Source organism: Crateriforma spongiae, assembly GCF_012290005.1.
GTDB classification, from domain to species: domain Bacteria; phylum Planctomycetota; class Planctomycetia; order Pirellulales; family Pirellulaceae; genus Crateriforma; species Crateriforma spongiae.
On sequence record NZ_JAAXMS010000002.1, the window covers coordinates 659,472 to 677,209 of the forward strand.

Consider the following 17,738-nt stretch of genomic DNA (forward strand, 5'->3'; position numbering starts at 1 on the left):
CATGGTCGATCAGGCCTGGATGCCCTTCTTTTCAATCTCCAGCACCTTGTCCAGCCGACGCTGATGCCGCGGCTGGGGTGCGTAGGCGGCGTTCAAAAAGGCATCGATGATCTCAAACGCCAATTCGCTGCCGATGATCCGGCCGCCGATGCACAGGACGTTCATGTCGTCGTGCTCCACACCCTGGCGTGCCGAATAGGTGTCGTGACAGATTGCCGCGCGGATTCCCGGGATCTTGTTGGCCGCGACACTGACCCCGACACCGCTGCCACAAATCAGCAAGCCTTTGTCGGCGTGTCCGGCCAACAGTTCTTTCGACACCGCGACGGCGAAATCGGGATAGTCACAGCTTTCCGCCGTGTCCGTCCCACAATCGACCAGCGAAACGACTTGGTCGGCATACCGCTTCGCAACGTCGGATTTCAGGGTGAAGCCGGCGTGATCGCCCCCCAGGGCAAGGCGGACATCAAAGTTCTTGGACATGATCGAGATCTGGACGAAATGTTGTGTTGGGGGGAAATCGTGAAACGGGCGGGGGGAAACAGGGGCCGGGCCGCTTGGGAAGGCCGACTTTCATAACCCCGCATCGGATTCATGGCTAGACGTGGGGGAATTCATCGTCCCGGTCATGCAAAGCCGGGATTTGTCGGCCGATAGACGTTGTGATCACCGCGGGGCTTTGTTACCCTCCCAGACCCTGTGCATGGAACGTGTCCCCATGCGCCGATCCGCCGACCGGCCTTCTTTGCGGGTTTTCCCCGGCCGGGCGATCGATTTCCCGTTCCTCCAACCCCACCAGCGCGGTCACGCATTTTTTCTTAAGACCGACCGCCTGCGTCCCCGGAATTTTTCATGGTCAACCGTAACCTCATTCGCAACCTCGAAGACGACGACATCCTCAACGAACTGGCCGTGCTGGCTCCGGAGGAAGAGGCCGAAGATTGGCTGCTCGATGCGATCGCCGCTGAGCAACAAGATTACGCCCAAGGCAAAATCGTCGACGGTCGCATCGTCGAACTCAATGACGAATGGGCATTGATCGACGTCGGATTCAAGAGCGAAGGCACCGTCGGGCTGGACGAATGGGGTGCCGACGAAGACCCGCCCAAGGTCGGCGACACCGTGCGTGTCCTGATCGAGGAAATGGAGGACGAACTGGGCGCCGCCGATGACCCGTACGGCATGATCGCGCTGAGCAAGCGCAAAGCCGAAAAGATCATCGAGTGGGAAAAGATGATGGAATCGGTCGCCGAGGGCCAAGTGGTCACCGGTACCGTGATTCGCAAGATCAAGGGCGGCCTGTTGGTCGACATCGGCGTCAACGTCTTCCTGCCGGGCAGCCAAGTCGATATCCGCCGTCCGGGCGACATCGGCGATTTCATCGGCCGCGTGATCCAAGCCGAAGTGCTGAAGATCGACGACACCCGTCGCAACATCGTTATCAGCCGCCGAAGCCTGATCGAACGTCAACGCGAAGAAGACCGCGCGTATCTGATGCAGGAACTGGAAGTCGGCCAGATCCGCAAGGGGATCGTCAAGAATATCGCCGACTTCGGTGCCTTCGTCGACTTGGGCGGCATCGACGGCCTGTTGCACATCACCGACATGGCTTGGGAACGCATCGGACACCCGACCGAAATGGTTTCGATCGACCAAGAGATCGAAGTCAAGGTGCTGCACATCGATCGCGAGAAGCAAAAGATCGCGTTGGGTCTGAAGCAAAAGGACCGCAACCCCTGGGAAAACATCGAAGAGAAGTACCCGGTCGATTCGGTTCACCCCGGCGAAGTCGTCAACGTCATGTCCTACGGGGCGTTCGTCAAACTGGAACCCGGCATCGAAGGCTTGGTCCACATCAGCGAAATGTCGTGGACAAAACGGGTCAATCACCCCAGCGAACTGGTCAACATCGGCGACAAGATCGACGTGATGATCTTGGGCGTCGATCCGGAAGGCCAGCAATTGTCGCTGGGCATGAAGCAAACCCAAAAGAACCCGTGGGACGACGTTTTGGAACGTTACCCCGAAGGTACCGACGTCAACGGCAAGGTCCGCAACCTGACCAATTACGGTGCATTCATCGAATTGGAAGAAGGCATCGACGGCCTGCTGCACGTCAGCGACATGTCGTGGACCCGCAAGATCAGCCATCCCAGCGAAATGCTGGAAAAGGGCCAAGAACTGGCTTGCCGCGTCCTGAGCGTCGACGAACAACGCCGCCGGATCGCATTGGGTCTGAAGCAACTGGACAACGACCCGTGGGATGGCGACATTCCGGACAAGTATCAACCGGGCCAGCTGATCAAGGGCAAGGTCACCAAGATCACCAACTTCGGCGTCTTCATCGGACTCGAAGACGGCCTGGAAGGCTTGCTGCACATTAGCGAACTGGCCGAACACAAGGTCGAAGACCCCGAAGAAGTCGTCAAAGTCGGCGACGAAATCGAGGTCAAGGTCCTGCGTGTGGACACCGACGAACGCAAGATCGGCTTGTCGCTGAAGCGGGTCGACTGGAGCGAGGAACAAGAAAAGAGTGCCGCCGCACAGGAAGCCGCCGAAAGCGGTGTCCCGAGCAGCAGCGTCAGCGACGAAGACCTGAAGGGTGGTTTGGGCAGCGCAGGTCCGCTGATCCCGACCGGCGGCGACGAGTAATCGTGCCCGTGCCCAGGCCGACGTGACGTCGTCGGTCGTCAAATCAAAAGCCGTGGTGCCACCCGCACCACGGCTTTTTTCATGGACGCATCTTCCCCGCGGGCCCGGCGGTCAGCCGTCCACCACGCATTGACAATTTTTGCTGCCAAACGCAGGCTTTTCACAGTCATTTCGCCCCGAACTCGACAGGCCAGCATGTCTGAAACCACACCGACCATCGCCTACACCCACACCGACGAAGCTCCCGCATTGGCGACGTTTTCGTGGCTGCCCATCGTTCAAGCGATCGGCAACGCCGCGGGCATTCGGTTCGAAACCAAGGACATTTCCCTGTCTGGAAGAATTCTGTCGGCGTTTCCCGACAGCATGCCCGAAGGCGGTGCGTATCCCGACGCGTTGGCACAGCTTGGCAAAGCGGCCAAGACGCCCGATGCAAACATCATCAAACTGCCCAACATCAGCGCATCGATTCCTCAGCTAAACGCGGCGATCGCGGAATTGCAGTCCAAGGGATACCGCGTCCCGGACTATCCCGCCGAACCGTCCACCCCGGAGGAAGAACAGATCCGCGCGACCTACGCCAAGGTTTTGGGCAGCGCGGTCAATCCCGTCCTGCGGGAAGGCAACAGCGACCGCCGTGTCGCAGCGCCGGTCAAGAAGTACGCCCAGGCTCATCCGCATTCCATGGGTGATTGGGCCTCCGATTCCGAAGCACACGTCGCCCACATGTCCGACGGCGACTTTTACGGCAGCGAAAAATCGGCGGTGATCGAAAAGGCTGGCAGCCTGAAAATCAGCCTGGACACCACCGACGGTCAAACGGTCACTTTGAAAGAAGCCGTCGCCGTGGATGACAACGAAATCGTCGACGCCAGCGTGATGAGCGTAAAAAAGCTGCGGGCGTTCCTGGCGGAGCAAATCGATGCGGCCCGGCGTGAAGGTATCCTGCTGTCGCTGCACCTGAAAGCGACCATGATGAAGGTGTCCGACCCGATCATCTTCGGCCACGCGGTCAGCGTTTTCTTTGAGGACGTCTTTGCCAAGCACGCCGACACCTTGGAATCACTGGGGGTGAATCCGAACAACGGCATGGGCGGCTTGGAGGATAAGATTCAATCGCTTCCGGAAGAACAACAGCAGCAAATCAACGCCGACATCCAGCAGACCTATTCCCAACGCCCTGCCCTGGCGATGGTCGATTCGGATCGTGGGATCACCAACCTACACGTCCCCAGTGACGTCATCATCGATGCGTCGATGCCGGCGGCGATCCGCAGCGGCGGCAAGATGTGGGGTCCCGACGGAAAACTGCACGACACCAAAGCGATCATTCCCGATCGTTGCTACGCCGGCGTCTATCAGGCGACGATCGATTTCTGTCGCGACAACGGCGCCTTCGACGTGACCAAGATGGGCACCGTCAACAACGTCGGCTTGATGGCCAAGAAGGCGGAAGAATACGGTTCGCACGACAAGACATTCGAAATCCCGGCCGACGGCGTCGTCAAAGTCACCGACGAAAACGGTAACGTCATTTTCGAACATGCCGTGGACAAGGGCGACATCTGGCGGATGTGTCAAACGAAAGATGTGGCCGTTGTGGATTGGGTGCGTTTGGCCGTCGAACGATCCCGCGTGACGTCTTGGCCCGCCGTTTTCTGGCTGGATAAGAACCGAGCCCACGATGCCAACTTGATTCAAAAGGTCCAGCAATACCTTCAGGATCACGACACCGACGGGCTGGACATCCAAATCTTGGCACCGGTCGATGCAACGCTGCATGCCTGCCAGCGGGCGTCCAAGAACGAAAACACAATCAGCGTGACGGGCAACGTCCTGCGGGATTACCTGACCGACTTGTTCCCGATCTTGGAACTGGGCACCAGTGCCAAGATGTTGTCGATCGTCCCGTTGCTTGCCGGCGGCGGATTGTTCGAAACCGGTGCGGGCGGTTCGGCCCCCAAACACGTGCAACAGTTTGTCGAAGAAGGCCACCTGCGTTGGGATTCGCTGGGCGAATTTTTGGCGTTGGCCGCGTCGCTGGACGACTTGGGACGAAAACGCAACGACGACAAGATCGGGTTGTTGGCCCAGTGCCTGGACCAGGCCACCGAAACGTTCCTGTCGGAAAACAAATCGCCTTCGCGGCGTGTCGGTGAACTGGACACCCGCGGAAGCCACTTTTACATGGCGATGTACTGGGCCGATGCGTTGGCCAACCAAGACAAAGACGCGGACATCGCGAAAACGTTTGCACCGATCGCCGCGGCGATGAAGCAAGAAGAATCGACGATCGTCAATGAACTGAATGCCGCCCAGGGCGCGGCGGTCGACATCGGCGGATACTATCTGCCGGATTGCGAGAAGACATCAGCGGCGATGCGACCGAGCCCAACCCTGAACGCGATCATTGAAAAGCTGGCGTAACCGCCGATGATCCATGACGATGCCACAAAAAAGCCTCGCCGGCGAACCATCACCGGCGAGGCTTTTTTTCATTGCGTTTGGAACCGCTTGATCACTTTGCGGCGGCGTAGCGTTCGGCAACGGCGTCCCAGTTCACCACGTTGAAAAACGCGCCGATGTAATCGGGGCGACGGTTTTGATAGTTCAGATAGTACGCGTGTTCCCAGACATCCAATCCCAGGATCGGCGTGCCCGAGATGCCGGCGATGTCGGCACCCATCAACGGGCTGTCTTGATTGGCCGTGCTGCCGACTTTCAGTTCGCCGCCGTCGACGTACAACCAAGCCCAACCGCTGCCGAAGCGGGTGGCTGCGGCGTTGCTGAATGCTTCTTTGAAACCGTCAAACGATCCACAGGCTTTGTTAATCGCGTCGGCCAAATCGCCGCTGGGCTGGCCGCCCTTGCCCGGACCCATCACGGTCCAAAACAGGCTGTGGTTGGCGTGTCCGCCGCCGTTGTTGCGAACCGCCCCCAGCTTGTCGGCCGGGACGTTACCCAGATTGCTGACCAGGTCTTCGATGCTCAGCTTTTCCAGATCGGTGCCTTCGATCGCCGCGTTGACTTTGGTGATATAGGCGTTGTGGTGCTTGGTGTGGTGGATCTCCATCGTCCGCGCGTCGATGTGGGGTTCCAGCGCGTCGTATGCGTAGGGCAAATCGGGAAGGGTGTAAGCCATGTCGCTGTCCGTACTCGGGTTAAGAAGTTTTGAAGCGTGAAAGGACACAAAACCTACAAAACCATAGCGGTTCGCCCAGCGGTGGCGAAACGGGGGGCCATGACCGCGACCGTCAGCGGCAGCGGGCTAGGACATTGACAGACCAGCCGTGGCGACGAGTCTAGGCTTCCTCGGCCGATTGCACCTGGCCCATTAGATAGCAGTTCAAACTGCTGACGACCTGCGAAACACAGGCGTGCAGTTCGCGACGACGGCGGTCACGGTTGCGGACCGGGCGGATATGGGCGTGCACACGTGTTTGACGCACGCGTGCCCCGCTCATCTGATCACTCAGGGTCAACAACACCTGCAACGTGATCTGCTGGTCGGCGACACGTCGGCCGCCGCTGCTGCACAGGGCGTTGACTCGCAATTCCAACTGGTCGGCTTTGACCTGGATGATTTCCGCGTGATGGTCGGCGATGAAGCCGCGCAGTTTTTCCACGGCCAATTCCAGCGGAACCGTCGTCAGCACGACGAACTCCTCCTTGGCCGCCTTGCGGTTTCCGTCCAGCCAGCCCAGCCAACCGGATCGTTTACCGACCGATTCGCTGGCATCGGTGGCACGGCCGCTGCCCAGTTGGATCACGCGGTTTCGGCCATTGGATTTGGCTTGCAATAGGGCGCGATCGGCTCGTGCCAAAATGGTTTGGCTGGTGTCGCCGGACTGGAATTCTGTGACGCCAAAGCTGGCCGTGATACAGTCGTTGCCGATGCTCTTCAGCGGCATCACTTCCAACGCTTGCCGAACCGCTTCGGCACGCCGAGTCGCCGTGGCGTTGTCACAGTTGGCGGACAACAACAGAAATTCTTCGCCCCCATAACGGGCCACCAAATCGTCGTCGCGGCTGTGCGATTCCAGCAAACGGGCGAACTGAACCAAAGCATCGTCACCGGCCGGATGACCGTGCACATCGTTGACTTGTTTGAAGTGGTCGATGTCGCAAATGACCAAACTGAACGTCGCTTCCCCGGATTTGGCTGACTCGGTCAGTTCCAACAATTGCCGATCGAATTCGGCACGGTTGGCCACCCCGGTCAAAGGATCACGGGTGACCTTGTTGTTCAGTTTTTCCAGACGCTGTTCCAAGTCGGCTTTGTCGGACAAGTCGTGAAGGATGACCACGACGCCCTGCAATCCAGGCTCGCTGCCCATCACGGGCGACACTTGAATGTGCACCGGCAACGGATCTTTGCCGGGACGCTCGATCATCATTTTCTTGGAAACCTGGCCTCCGCCGCGCAAACAATCCGTCACGGGGCATCCTGATCGCGTTCCATCGGTATCCCGCAAACGCAGGGTTTCATCCTTCCAACGCTGGCCGATGATCGCGTCGGCGGCGATGCCCGTCATCCGTGTCATCGCGTGATTCCAACGCTCGACCGTGCCTTCGCCGTCGGCGAACACCATCCCCTCGGTCATGTGATCCGACAGACGTTCCAGGAAGAACTCGTCGCGGCGCTTGACGTACTTGCGGGTGGTTTGCGTGTTGACCTGTAACGCTGCGGCGTCGCCACCGATCATCGGACGATCGACATCTTGGCCCAACTTCTGCAGCCAGCGATTGACGACGGCCCCCTGCAGCAACTCGGGACGCTGTTCCAGCATCACGCCGAAATCCAAACTCAATTCCGGATCGAATTGTGTGCCGCTGCCTCGGATCAGTTCGCTGATCGCGCGTTCGCGGCTGAGTGCCGGCCGATAAACTTGGTCAGTCGTCATCGCGTCAAAAGCACTGGCGATCGACAGCATTCGCGATCCCAACGGCAACGCGTCGCCACGCATCGATTCGTCCTGGCGGCGGCTGTCGTACCAAGTGTCCGCGTAGCGGATGATGTCCAACAATTCCGTATCCGCGGTGCATCCACGCAAGATTTCGCAAGCGATTTGCGGACAAGTGCCCATCGCCAACTGTTCGTCGACCGAAAGCTTTCCAGGCTTACGCAGGATCCGATCGGGGATCCCAATTTTGCCCAAGTCGTGAAGCAGCGCGGCGACTTCGATGCGATCGCGTGACTCGTCGTTCAACCCCAGACGCTGCGCCCAGGCCGAACACGCCAAGGCAACACGCAAGCAGTGTGCAGCCGTCGGTGCGTGCTTGGTGCGCAATGCGTAGTACAGCGATGTCGCCATGCCCAGACGAACCATCGCCAAATGGTTTTCGAATTTAGCTTCCTGGGACGCAGTTCCCGAATCGGCCGGTGCTAAGGCGTTTTCGCGCAGCCCCGCCAGCAGATCCCCCACGCGTGATTCCGGCGGTGCGACCGACGGATTCGTTGGGTCAGACGCAGCGGGCGACGCGGCCACCACGGGTGCAAAGGCGGGGTTTGCCGAAGATTCCAGAGGGCACGATGGATTCAGGTCGGACATGGGGGTTGGTCGGTCAAGTTGTGAGCGTGGGTCCGTCGATTGCGGGTGCCGTTGTTGGACAATCAGCCCTCCCGCTGAATGAAACCTAGGTCAGAATGCCCCTCAAAAAGCCCCCATCCGGACGTTTTGCCGAAATCCGTCACCTCCAGCTGACGTTGTCGTTGCACAACCCCTCCACAAGACCAAAAACGCTCAAAACACGCACCCTCAACGAGACCGGCGTCGCGACGCAGTATACAAAAAAGCACGTCACTTCCGCATTCCCGCCCGATCGGGCGGGATCGGGTGGACAGGAAAAAAGGACGGGCAAGCCGCCAGCGATCGCTGCGACTTCTGCGGCCAGGCGACTATCATTGTGATTGGCGTCCCGCTCCTGCACGGTCGCCGGCGTCCCGCCATTGCCCCTCGCATTCAAAATAATCCCTGCGACGACGACGGATCGAAGCGTCTTCTCTTCAAAGTTACCGCCCCGTGAGTCTTTCCGAAGTCGATTTTCGTCTGCTCGAACGCTGCTTGGCCGGTGCCCCGCAGGCCTGGGACAAGTTCGTCGACCGGTTTCTAGGCTTGGTCATTCACGTCGCCCATCACACGGCGCAGTCGCGTGGGTTGACGTTGGATCGCGAAACGGAAAAGGACCTGGTCGGGGAAGTCTTCGTCGTCCTGCTGCAGAACGATCGCGCGGTGCTGCGTCGCTTTCGGCGGAATTGTTCCCTGGCGACCTATTTGGCCGTGATCGCGCGGCGGGTGATCGTCCGCCGTCTGGTGTCGTTTCAGAAGCAACCGCCCTCGGTCGCCGGCGAACAGCTGGATCGGCAAGCCGCCACCGACACGTCGATCGAACGGGTGATCGACCGCGACCGGGTGGAACAAATGATTTTGCGTTTGGACCCCCGCGAAGCCGACGCGGTGCGGATGTATCACCTGGAAGGCAAGTCGTACCGGGAAATCGGCCAGACGGTCGGCATGTCGGAAAACAGCATCGGATCGCTGCTCAGTCGCGCCCGCCAAAAGCTACGCGACGATTCGAACCGGCGAGACCGAACGGCCACCGAATCGGGCTGATCACCCGAACGTTTGCCGCATGCCGCGTGATGTTGCCCCTTGGGACATCGCGCACCGTTTCCTAGAATCCCGGATTAGCCAGAGTGCCAAGTCACGGGATATACGGGCATGAGTTCGACAGAAACCCGGTCGTCGTCAGCGGACGTTTCGGTCGCCGGAGAATTAACCGATCAGCGGATCTTGGTGCTGGATTTTGGATCCCAGTATGCCCAACTGATCGCGCGTCGCGTCCGCGAACAAAACGTTTACTGCCAGATCGTTCGCCATGATTTAACGGCCCAGCGAATCGCGGCACTCCGCCCCAAAGGCATCATTTTGTCGGGCGGTCCGTCAAGCGTTTACCAGGACGGCGCCCCGCAATGTGATCCGGCGTTGTTCGACTTGGGCATCCCCGTCCTTGGCATTTGCTACGGGATGCAATTGGCGTGTGCCGCACTGGGCGGCAAGGTCGACCACACGCCCAGCCGCGAGTACGGCCGCGCGTCCTGCAACGTGCAGGTGTCGGATGGTCTGTTCGCCGGGCTGCCCGAATCGATCGAAGTTTGGATGAGCCACGGGGATCAAGTCAGCGCGATCGCCGACGAATTCGAAACCTTGGCGGCCACCCCGACCTGCCCGTTCGCCGCCATCCGTCACCGCAGCCGTCCGATCTTCGGCATGCAGTTCCACCCGGAAGTCACCCACACACCGCTGGGCAGCCAGATCTTGCGGAACTTTGTCCGCGGCGTCTGCGGTTGCGAAGATTCGTGGCGTTTGTCCGACTTCGCCGACGAAGCGGTCCAGCGGATCCGTGGAATCGTGGGCGATCGGCGTGTGATTTGTGGGCTCAGCGGCGGCGTCGATTCCTCCGTCGTCGCGGCGCTCTTGTATCGTGCCATCGGCGATCAGTTGTCGTGCATTCTGATCGACAACGGATTGCTACGGAAAAACGAACAGTCGTTGGTGATCGACGAATTTTCCAATCACTTCAAAACCGACCTGCATGTGGTCGACGCCGAAGATCGATTCCTGGCCGACTTGGCGGGCATCACCGAACCGCAGGAAAAACGTCGACGCATTGGTCACGCGTTCATTGAATGCTTCAAAGACGAAGCCGAGAAAATTGAAAACGCGCACTTCTTGGCCCAGGGAACGCTGTACCCCGATGTCATTGAAAGTGGGGCCGACCCCGATGGTCCGGCGGCCACCATCAAATTGCATCACAACGTCGGTGGTTTGCCGGACGAACTGGGATTCGAACTGATCGAACCGTTGCGTGATTTGTTCAAAGACGAAGTCCGGCGTCTGGGCTTGGAACTGGGGTTGCCCGAATCCCTGGTATGGCGACACCCTTTCCCCGGCCCCGGGTTGGCTGTCCGTTGCCTGGGCGAAGTCACCCGAGACAAATTGGCGATCCTGCGGGAAGCCGATGCCATCGTCGTCCAGGAAATCCAAGACGCCGGACTGTATCGAGAAACCAGCCAAGCGTTCGCCGTTCTGTTGCCCGTGCAAAGTGTCGGTGTGATGGGCGATGCCCGAACCTACGACCGCGCCGTCGCCGTGCGATGCGTCAACACCGACGATTTCATGACGGCCGACTGGAGCCACCTGCCGTACGATTTGCTGGCCAAGATCAGCACGCGAATCATCAACGAAGTCAAAGGCATCAATCGCGTTTGCTACGACATCAGCAGCAAACCGCCGGCGACCATCGAATGGGAATGATCACCGACGCATCGCGGCGATCAACCTATTCAGGCAACCCCAACCGTTGATTCAAACAATCCAACGTCCGTGACCAAACCGCTGTCACGGGTTTCATCCGATTCACCACTTTCTTGTCGCTAGTAGCTCATCGCTTACAGCTTCCTTATGGGTACACAGTTCATTTATCAGATCGAAGGCCTGACCAAAAAGCATGGCCAGCGAACCGTTCTGGACAACGTCCACTTGGCGTTCTATCCGGGTGCCAAAATCGGCGTCCTGGGTCCCAACGGCGCCGGTAAGTCGACGCTGTTGCGGATCATGGCCGGCCAAGACAACGAATTCGATGGCACCGCGCGGCTGGGCAAAGGTTTCACCGCGGGCTATCTGCCACAGGAACCACCGCTGAATCCGGACAAGAATGTTTTCGAAAACGTTCAAGAAGCGGTCGCCGAACGTCAAGCCATTCTGGATCGCTACAACGAAATCGGCGGTTTGCTGGGCGAAGTCACCGACGACGACCAGATGCAGAAACTGTGCGATGAAATGGCGGTGCTTCAAGACACCATCGACACGCACAACCTGTGGGAACTGGACCGTCAAGTCGAAGTCGCGATGGAGGTCATGAACCTGCCGCCCAGTGACGCCGACGTGACCAAATTGTCGGGCGGCGAAAAACGCCGCGTTGCGATCTGCCAGTTGCTGATCCGCCAACCCGATCTGTTGTTGTTGGACGAACCGACCAACCACCTGGACGCCGAATCGGTGTTCTGGCTGGAACAACACTTGGCAAAGTATCCCGGAACCGTCGTCGCAGTGACGCACGACCGTTACTTCTTGGATAACGTGGCCCAGTGGATTCTGGAAATCGACCGCGGCAAGGGGATCCCGTTCGAAGGCAACTACACCGCGTGGTTGGAAAACCGTGCCAAGCGGATGGCCTTGGAAGAACGTCAACAAAAGGCGCGGGAAAAAACCCTGTCTCGCGAACTGGAATGGATCCGCATGAGCCCGAAGGCTCGCCAAGCCAAAAGCAAGGCACGGATCAAGTCGTATGAACAGATGGCCGCTCAAGCGTTTGAAGACCGTCCCGACGAACTGGAAATCCAGATCCCCGCCAGCCGACCGCTGGGCGAAGTCGTCATCGAAGCCAACAACATCAGCAAGGCGTTCGGCGACAAGGTCTTGATCAAAGACCTGTCGTTTCGCTTGCCCCCGGGCGGAATCGTCGGCGTCATCGGCCCCAACGGGGCGGGCAAGACAACCCTATTCCGCATGTTGACCGGCCAGGACGAACCGGACGATGGTTCGATCCGTGTCGGTGAAACCGTCGACTTGGGCTACGTCGATCAATCCCGTGACGCATTGGATCCCGACAAGACGGTGTATCAGGAAATCAGCGGCGGTTATGACAGCCTGGAAATGGGCGGCCGCCACCTGAATTCCCGTGCCTACGTGTCGCGTTTCAATTTCAAGAAGGCTGACCAAGAGAAAAAGGTCGGCACCCTATCGGGCGGGGAACGCAATCGTGTGCACTTGGCGTCGTTGCTGCGAAAAGGTTGCAACGTGCTGTTGTTGGACGAACCGACCAATGACTTGGACGTCGACACCCTACGCGCCTTGGAGGAAGCGATCGCCAGTTTCGCCGGCTGTGTGGTCGTCACCAGCCACGACCGCTGGTTCCTGGATCGGCTTGCCACGCATATCCTGTCATTTGAAGGCGATGGCAACGTGACTTGGTTCGAAGGGAATTTTGACGACTACGAACGCAATCTCCGCGAACGACTGGGATCGGTCAGCGAAGAAGAATTCCGCAAGTCTCGCTACAAAAGCATCCACGCGACCTAGCGAAATCTTGCCACCGCTTCGGCGCGACGGCATCCCGATCGGGGCGTCGCCCGATTCCTGGTAACCGTGGCCGTGCCCGCGCGTTGCCAACCATTCGTGTTCCCCCCGACGCCGACGTTTGCGTGGGCGGGGGGGACACGTGAACGCCGTTGCGACCCGAATATCCCCGTTTGCCAACCGAATACAGAACGCGGCGATGGGGCGGATTCGATCGGCCGCTTTGGCGAACTTTGGGGCGAAGCAAGTCGCATGACGCCGGCTTTCCCCGTCACGGTCGACGGGACCAGCGAACCAATCCGCTGGTGCCCCGGACCTACTTGGCGTCGGCCGCGTGGCAACGTCCGCCCGCCTCCCTTCCATTTCCCCAACACCTTTCCCCTACCCCTATCAATAACCCGAAGAAGTCATGACGATTTTGCGAGTCGGCACGAACGAAAAATACAGCGAAGGCTGGGACGCGATCTTTGGTGGCCAAACCGGCACCTCGTCCAAGTCGAGCAAGAAGAAGACCAAGACCACCAAGAAGGCGAAAGCTGCTAAGCCGAAAGCTACCAAAGCCAAGGCCGCCAAGTCGCAGCCCGCCAAAGCATCGGCCAAGAAGAAGACCGGGAAAAAGAAAGCCGGCAAGACCAAGTCGTCCAAGTAAGCGAAGCCCCTGCCCCCGGATACCAGATCCACATCGTCCTGCCCCGCCCCACGATCCCCTGCCCCCGTGGCTTGAATCTTGCCCCCAGCCACTAACCATCACCTCGAGTGATCCCCTTCGTCCCATGTTGCTACCCGCCGTACCGGAGAATCTTCGTGATCCGCTGCAGCGTCTTGCCGGGTACCTGAATTTTTCCTCGGGAAAGACAGACCTGACAACGCTGGCCGCTTGGAACACGGTCTACGGTGAGGCGATCGGTGAGAACGCATTGATCGGGATGCCGGGATGGCTGGTGCTTAAGGAATGGCTTCGCAACACGCTGCGGCAGCTGAAGAAGGACCAAGCCGCATTCGCCGATCACCAACAAGCCGACCGTGTCGTGCGGTTGCTATGGAGCGAATTGCTGCCGGCCTATTTGGACTTCCACAGCGACCTGCTCTTTCATCAAGAGCCCGAAGACGTATTCAACGGGTTCTTTCTGGCCAAGGCGGCTGAGGCGATCCTGTGCCATTTGGATCGTGGCAACGACGCCGATGTCGTCACTGCTTCGATCGATCGGCTGAACGACTATGTGGGTTATCGCCCGGTCGCCACGTTGGAAAACCGGCGTGGCGAACCGTACCCCCACGAATTCGTCCGCCCGATTCCGCTGTATTTGCGCGACGTCGGTGTTTCGGCCGGTCCGTACCAGGCGATCATCGAACTGACCCTGCAAACGCTACGGGATACCGACGAATCGATTTGTCGCGCCGCGGGCCTGGACCTGGATCGTCTGGATGAATTGGCATTCGATCCGCGAGCCTATGACTTTGATCACCCCGTCAATCGACGCCCCAACTATCACTTCGGTGGTTGGGATGATCGCAGCGTCGGAGACGACGGATGCTTTCACCGGTTTGTGCTGCGGCAGGTCACACTCAATGCGTTGCTGGATCGGGTCAACGAGCCTTCGGAACTGAGCCGCGAGGAATTGCTGGTCGAATCGGCATCGGTCCTGGCCGGCACGATCCTGATGGCTTCCGGAATCAGCGGCTGGGGGCCGGCGGCATATGGCAGCGAAATCACATTGGGTTCGTTGATGAAACCCATCGCGGGATATCGCGATGCGTTCTACAAAGATCGCTTGACCCAGATCGCCCCCGACCATGCCCAGCGGTTGGTGTCCGAACAACAAACGCATCACCAACCTTTCGGCGCCGCACGACAGTACCTGAACGCTTCGCTGGCCAAACGTCGCGCGACACAGGTCCAGCACGCCCAACTGGCACGTTTGTACGCCCGCATGGGATATCCCGACGCCGCTAAACGACAATCCGATGTCGTGGCGGTTCCGTCGGCCCGGCTGCTGTCCAAGATTGATTGTGACGTCACCGCGGGTTTGCGAGCCCTGCGTGCCGGTCGGCTGTCGGTTGCGGTCGACGTTGTTGATGACGCATTCCAACGTTTGCAGCGGGCCATTCAATGCGGCGCCCTGATCGACCCGTGGGACATCCTGGGATTCGGTGGCAATTTTTCGCTGTACCCCGGGCCGGAAAACTCGGTCCACGATGGGCGGGTCGATGACATCCTGTATGTGATGGACCAGCTTTTCGGATACATCGCGCGTGTCTGGAGCGAAGCGGCGGCACGCGACGAAACCGAAGCCTACGATCATCTGGAAAAACTGTATCGACGGATCGCCGAATGGTGGCGTCAATTCGCCGCGCACACGATCGATTCGATCGAAGCGACCGATCCGCTGGAATCCTACGAGTCGGCTAAGTTGGTTTCGCGTGCCTTGCGTCTTTGGCACCGCGGCGGTGCGGCGGCGGGAGATGTGAAATTCTGGGCGCCACACGCCGACCTGTTCGATTCGCCGCGTGCTTACACGTTGGTCATCTCGGCTCTGTTGGAACGAATGGACTTTGTTCCCGCGATGGCGTTGTTGGTTCACTGGCTGGGTCGGGCCGACGAAATTGGTCTTTCCCAAGGCGGTAGTTCGCTGCCGCGGTTGTCCGAACGCTGGCTGCTGCGCGTCCGCGGTCAGCAAACGGCCACGACCGATGCCGATGGATCGGAAACCGACACGGCGAACGATTCGGTACCGCCGGACTGGGCATTGGTTCGAAAACTGTTCGACTACTACGAAGCCAACGCGGAACAGTATTGGTCGGCGCCTGAATTCAACTTGGGCAGCAACGGCCACCGCAAATCCCGTGATTCGGTCGATTGGAATGCGGAACTGACCGCAGCCAACGAAGCGGACGGATGGGACGAAGACGACCAGGAAGAAAACCCGTACGCCGCAGCCTACGAAAACGTCACCTACGAAGATTCCACTGACGACGGCAATGAAGGGGCCGTCTTTGAGTTCGGCGAAGAAAACGGCAGCCAGACCGAACTGCAAAGCGAATCGAAACGTCTGACCGAACACTTGGCCTTCTTGCAATCCCTGGCACGCATGTGGGCGTTGGCCGCCGACATGCTGGTCAGCCGACACGCCAGCAAACCAGACGATGCACCCGAGGAAAGCTTGGACTACCTGACGTCCTGGGCCGACCGCGCAAGGGAAAACCGCATCGGATTGCTGGAACTGTTGGATGACATTCGCAACTACAAAATCAAACCCGCCGGGACCGACAAGGAATCCATGAAAGCGTACGACCGGACACGGTTGTTACGTGATTCTTTGATGGAACGAGTCATCGGCACGGCGGTCGAAATGAGTGACACGCGTCGCTTGCTGTGCGCCGCAATTGACGCGATGTCGGGCAAACCGGACGGCGAGATCACCGATCGGTTCCCCGAGGATGATCCGCAAGCGGTCGCATTGTTTGCGGCACTAATTTCCGGAAACTCAGAAAACGCCAGGCTGTTGTTTCCCGAATTCCTGGATGTCATCCACAACAAAAGCCTGCTGTACATTCCACTGTCGCGTGGTGGTGATCCCGTCAAAATCTATGTCGCGCGATTGCGGCAACGCGTCTTGCGGCACTTAGTCCATTGGCTGCCGCGACGCGGACTGATCATTGAAACGTGCCGCTTGATCGAAACGGCACGGCTGATGGAACAGCATCATCCGATCGGCGTCGGCGCGGTCACCGAGTTTGACGGTTTGTTCGCCGACGGTTTTCGCGCGTTGGTTTCCACCGTGGTGCACTCGGTGCGTCAAGCTCACCAAACATCCTCATCGGAACGAACCGACGTCGATGAAAAAGCGGTCAAGGCGCGACGTGATTTGGCGATCGGTCACGACCGACGCTTGGCCGAACAATTGATCCCTGCGCTCGAACGCTTGACCGAGATCATGCTGGGCAGTTGGCTGGAACACAGCAAGACGCTGCGGCTATCCCCGCTGGAAACCGTGACCGATCCCCGGAAATGGGATTCGCTGGTGTCGTTCATCGATCGTTACGGCGATCCGTTGTTCACGCAGGTCTTTTTGCAATTGGGCAACATCCGTGCTGTATTGCACCAAGGCGTTTCGTCGTGGTTGCAGCGCGCGATCAAGGAAGGCGACGATTCACTGCAAGACACGCGATTGTTCGACGATCTGTTGTCTGGCCAAACCACCGTCGACGCCGCATCGCGGGCGATCACGCTGGTCTACGAATCGGTGTTCGACCACCATGCCGAATACCTGGACTACAACAGCACCACGACGCAAAGTGATCGTGGCGAACTGATTTACATGTTCTTGGATTTCTTGCGACTCCGGGCTCGCTACGAACGAATCGCTTGGAACCTGAAGCCCGTCATGTGGGCACACGAAGTCTTGGTGCACGCGGGAATGGATCAGGCCGCCATGATCTGGCGACGTTCGCTAAGCGAGCGGATCGGCAGCGAAGCCGAGGTCTACGTTCAAAAATTACAGAAGCTGCAAAAAGAATACGCGATGCGAATGCCGACCGTCGCCGACCGCATCAGCGAACGCTTCGCGCGTCCCATGACCATCGACCGCATGCGTGCCTTGGTCGCACCGTCGCTGGACGCCGCCGAAGATGACACGTTGTGCACCGAGTTCGAACTGCTGGAAAAAGAAGCCGAACAGTTGGCCGAAACGCCCGCCGGCGTCGGTTTGGATACACCGGCATGGTTGACCGCACTGGAAAACGAAGTTGAAAAGCTAGCAAAACAAGCGGCGGCTAGTGAGATCGATCCGCAAGCTTTGATGACCATTCGCTACGTCACGCTGTCGTTGGACGAATTGAACAATCAGTTGGCCGTTGCCAGCACGCAAGGCCGGCGTTTGCCACACCGACGATAACGCCCCGCTCCGGTGAATCCTTCCGTTTGTCGCATCAAAACTTGTCACC

Annotated in this window: 10 protein-coding genes; 7 read left to right on the forward strand and 3 right to left on the reverse strand. The window is 59.0% G+C overall.

Features of this window, described 5'->3' with window-relative positions; translation table 11 throughout:
* Positions 1–9: 9 nt before the first annotated feature.
* A complete protein-coding gene (gene rpiB, locus HFP54_RS06605) occupies positions 10–483 on the reverse strand; it encodes a ribose 5-phosphate isomerase B (protein ID WP_146410450.1) in 474 nt (157 codons plus the stop codon).
* A gap of 369 nt (positions 484–852) precedes the next feature.
* On the opposite strand from rpiB, the gene HFP54_RS06610 reads away from it, so the two are divergent.
* Positions 853–2,652 (forward strand): 30S ribosomal protein S1, encoded by a 1,800-nt coding sequence (locus tag HFP54_RS06610; RefSeq protein WP_146410449.1) that lies wholly within the window; start codon positions 853–855, stop codon positions 2,650–2,652.
* A gap of 195 nt (positions 2,653–2,847) precedes the next feature.
* Positions 2,848–5,079 (forward strand): NADP-dependent isocitrate dehydrogenase, encoded by a 2,232-nt coding sequence (locus HFP54_RS06615; RefSeq protein ID WP_168564503.1) that lies wholly within the window; start codon positions 2,848–2,850, stop codon positions 5,077–5,079.
* A gap of 91 nt (positions 5,080–5,170) precedes the next feature.
* Here HFP54_RS06615 and HFP54_RS06620 read toward each other — a convergent pair whose 3' ends face one another.
* Both HFP54_RS06620 and HFP54_RS06625 read right to left on the reverse strand, forming a co-directional pair.
* On the reverse strand, positions 5,171–5,794 hold the full coding sequence (locus HFP54_RS06620) for a superoxide dismutase (protein ID WP_168564504.1): 624 nt from the start codon (positions 5,792–5,794) through the stop codon (positions 5,171–5,173).
* A 160-nt stretch (positions 5,795–5,954) separates the two neighbouring features.
* Positions 5,955–8,204 carry a sensor domain-containing diguanylate cyclase/phosphohydrolase gene (locus HFP54_RS06625; protein ID WP_168564505.1) on the reverse strand — a complete coding sequence of 750 codons (2,250 nt, stop codon included), beginning with the start codon at positions 8,202–8,204 and terminating at the stop codon, positions 5,955–5,957.
* Positions 8,205–8,675: 471 nt separating this feature from the next.
* On the opposite strand from HFP54_RS06625, the gene HFP54_RS06630 reads away from it, so the two are divergent.
* From HFP54_RS06630 to HFP54_RS06650, 5 genes are all read left to right on the forward strand, one after another.
* Positions 8,676–9,266: an RNA polymerase sigma factor gene (locus HFP54_RS06630; protein WP_168564506.1), complete on the forward strand. Its 591-nt coding sequence runs from the start codon at positions 8,676–8,678 to the stop codon at positions 9,264–9,266.
* 108 nt (positions 9,267–9,374) lie between these two features.
* A complete protein-coding gene (gene guaA / locus HFP54_RS06635) occupies positions 9,375–10,970 on the forward strand; it encodes a glutamine-hydrolyzing GMP synthase (protein WP_146410444.1) in 1,596 nt (531 codons plus the stop codon).
* A gap of 147 nt (positions 10,971–11,117) precedes the next feature.
* On the forward strand, positions 11,118–12,797 hold the full coding sequence (gene ettA / locus HFP54_RS06640) for an energy-dependent translational throttle protein EttA (RefSeq protein ID WP_146410443.1): 1,680 nt from the start codon (positions 11,118–11,120) through the stop codon (positions 12,795–12,797).
* A 406-nt stretch (positions 12,798–13,203) separates the two neighbouring features.
* Positions 13,204–13,443, forward strand: coding sequence for a hypothetical protein (locus tag HFP54_RS06645; protein WP_146410442.1), 240 nt, complete (start codon positions 13,204–13,206; stop codon positions 13,441–13,443).
* A gap of 124 nt (positions 13,444–13,567) precedes the next feature.
* The gene (locus HFP54_RS06650; RefSeq protein ID WP_168564507.1) at positions 13,568–17,689 is read left to right on the forward strand and encodes a hypothetical protein; all 4,122 of its coding nucleotides are present in this window, start codon (positions 13,568–13,570) and stop codon (positions 17,687–17,689) included.
* Positions 17,690–17,738: the final 49 nt, after the last annotated feature.

Bases quoted from the DNA above. Each gene is read 5' to 3' on its own strand.
- rpiB (WP_146410450.1), bottom strand. From the start codon at position 483: ATGTCCAAGAACTTTGATGTCCGCCTTGCCCTGGGGGGCGATCACGCC.
- HFP54_RS06610 (WP_146410449.1), top strand. From the start codon at position 853: ATGGTCAACCGTAACCTCATTCGCAACCTCGAAGACGACGACATCCTC.
- HFP54_RS06615 (WP_168564503.1), top strand. From the start codon at position 2,848: ATGTCTGAAACCACACCGACCATCGCCTACACCCACACCGACGAAGCT.
- HFP54_RS06620 (WP_168564504.1), bottom strand. From the start codon at position 5,794: ATGGCTTACACCCTTCCCGATTTGCCCTACGCATACGACGCGCTGGAA.
- HFP54_RS06625 (WP_168564505.1), bottom strand. From the start codon at position 8,204: ATGTCCGACCTGAATCCATCGTGCCCTCTGGAATCTTCGGCAAACCCC.
- guaA (WP_146410444.1), top strand. From the start codon at position 9,375: ATGAGTTCGACAGAAACCCGGTCGTCGTCAGCGGACGTTTCGGTCGCC.
- ettA (WP_146410443.1), top strand. From the start codon at position 11,118: ATGGGTACACAGTTCATTTATCAGATCGAAGGCCTGACCAAAAAGCAT.
- HFP54_RS06645 (WP_146410442.1), top strand. From the start codon at position 13,204: ATGACGATTTTGCGAGTCGGCACGAACGAAAAATACAGCGAAGGCTGG.
- HFP54_RS06650 (WP_168564507.1), top strand. From the start codon at position 13,568: ATGTTGCTACCCGCCGTACCGGAGAATCTTCGTGATCCGCTGCAGCGT.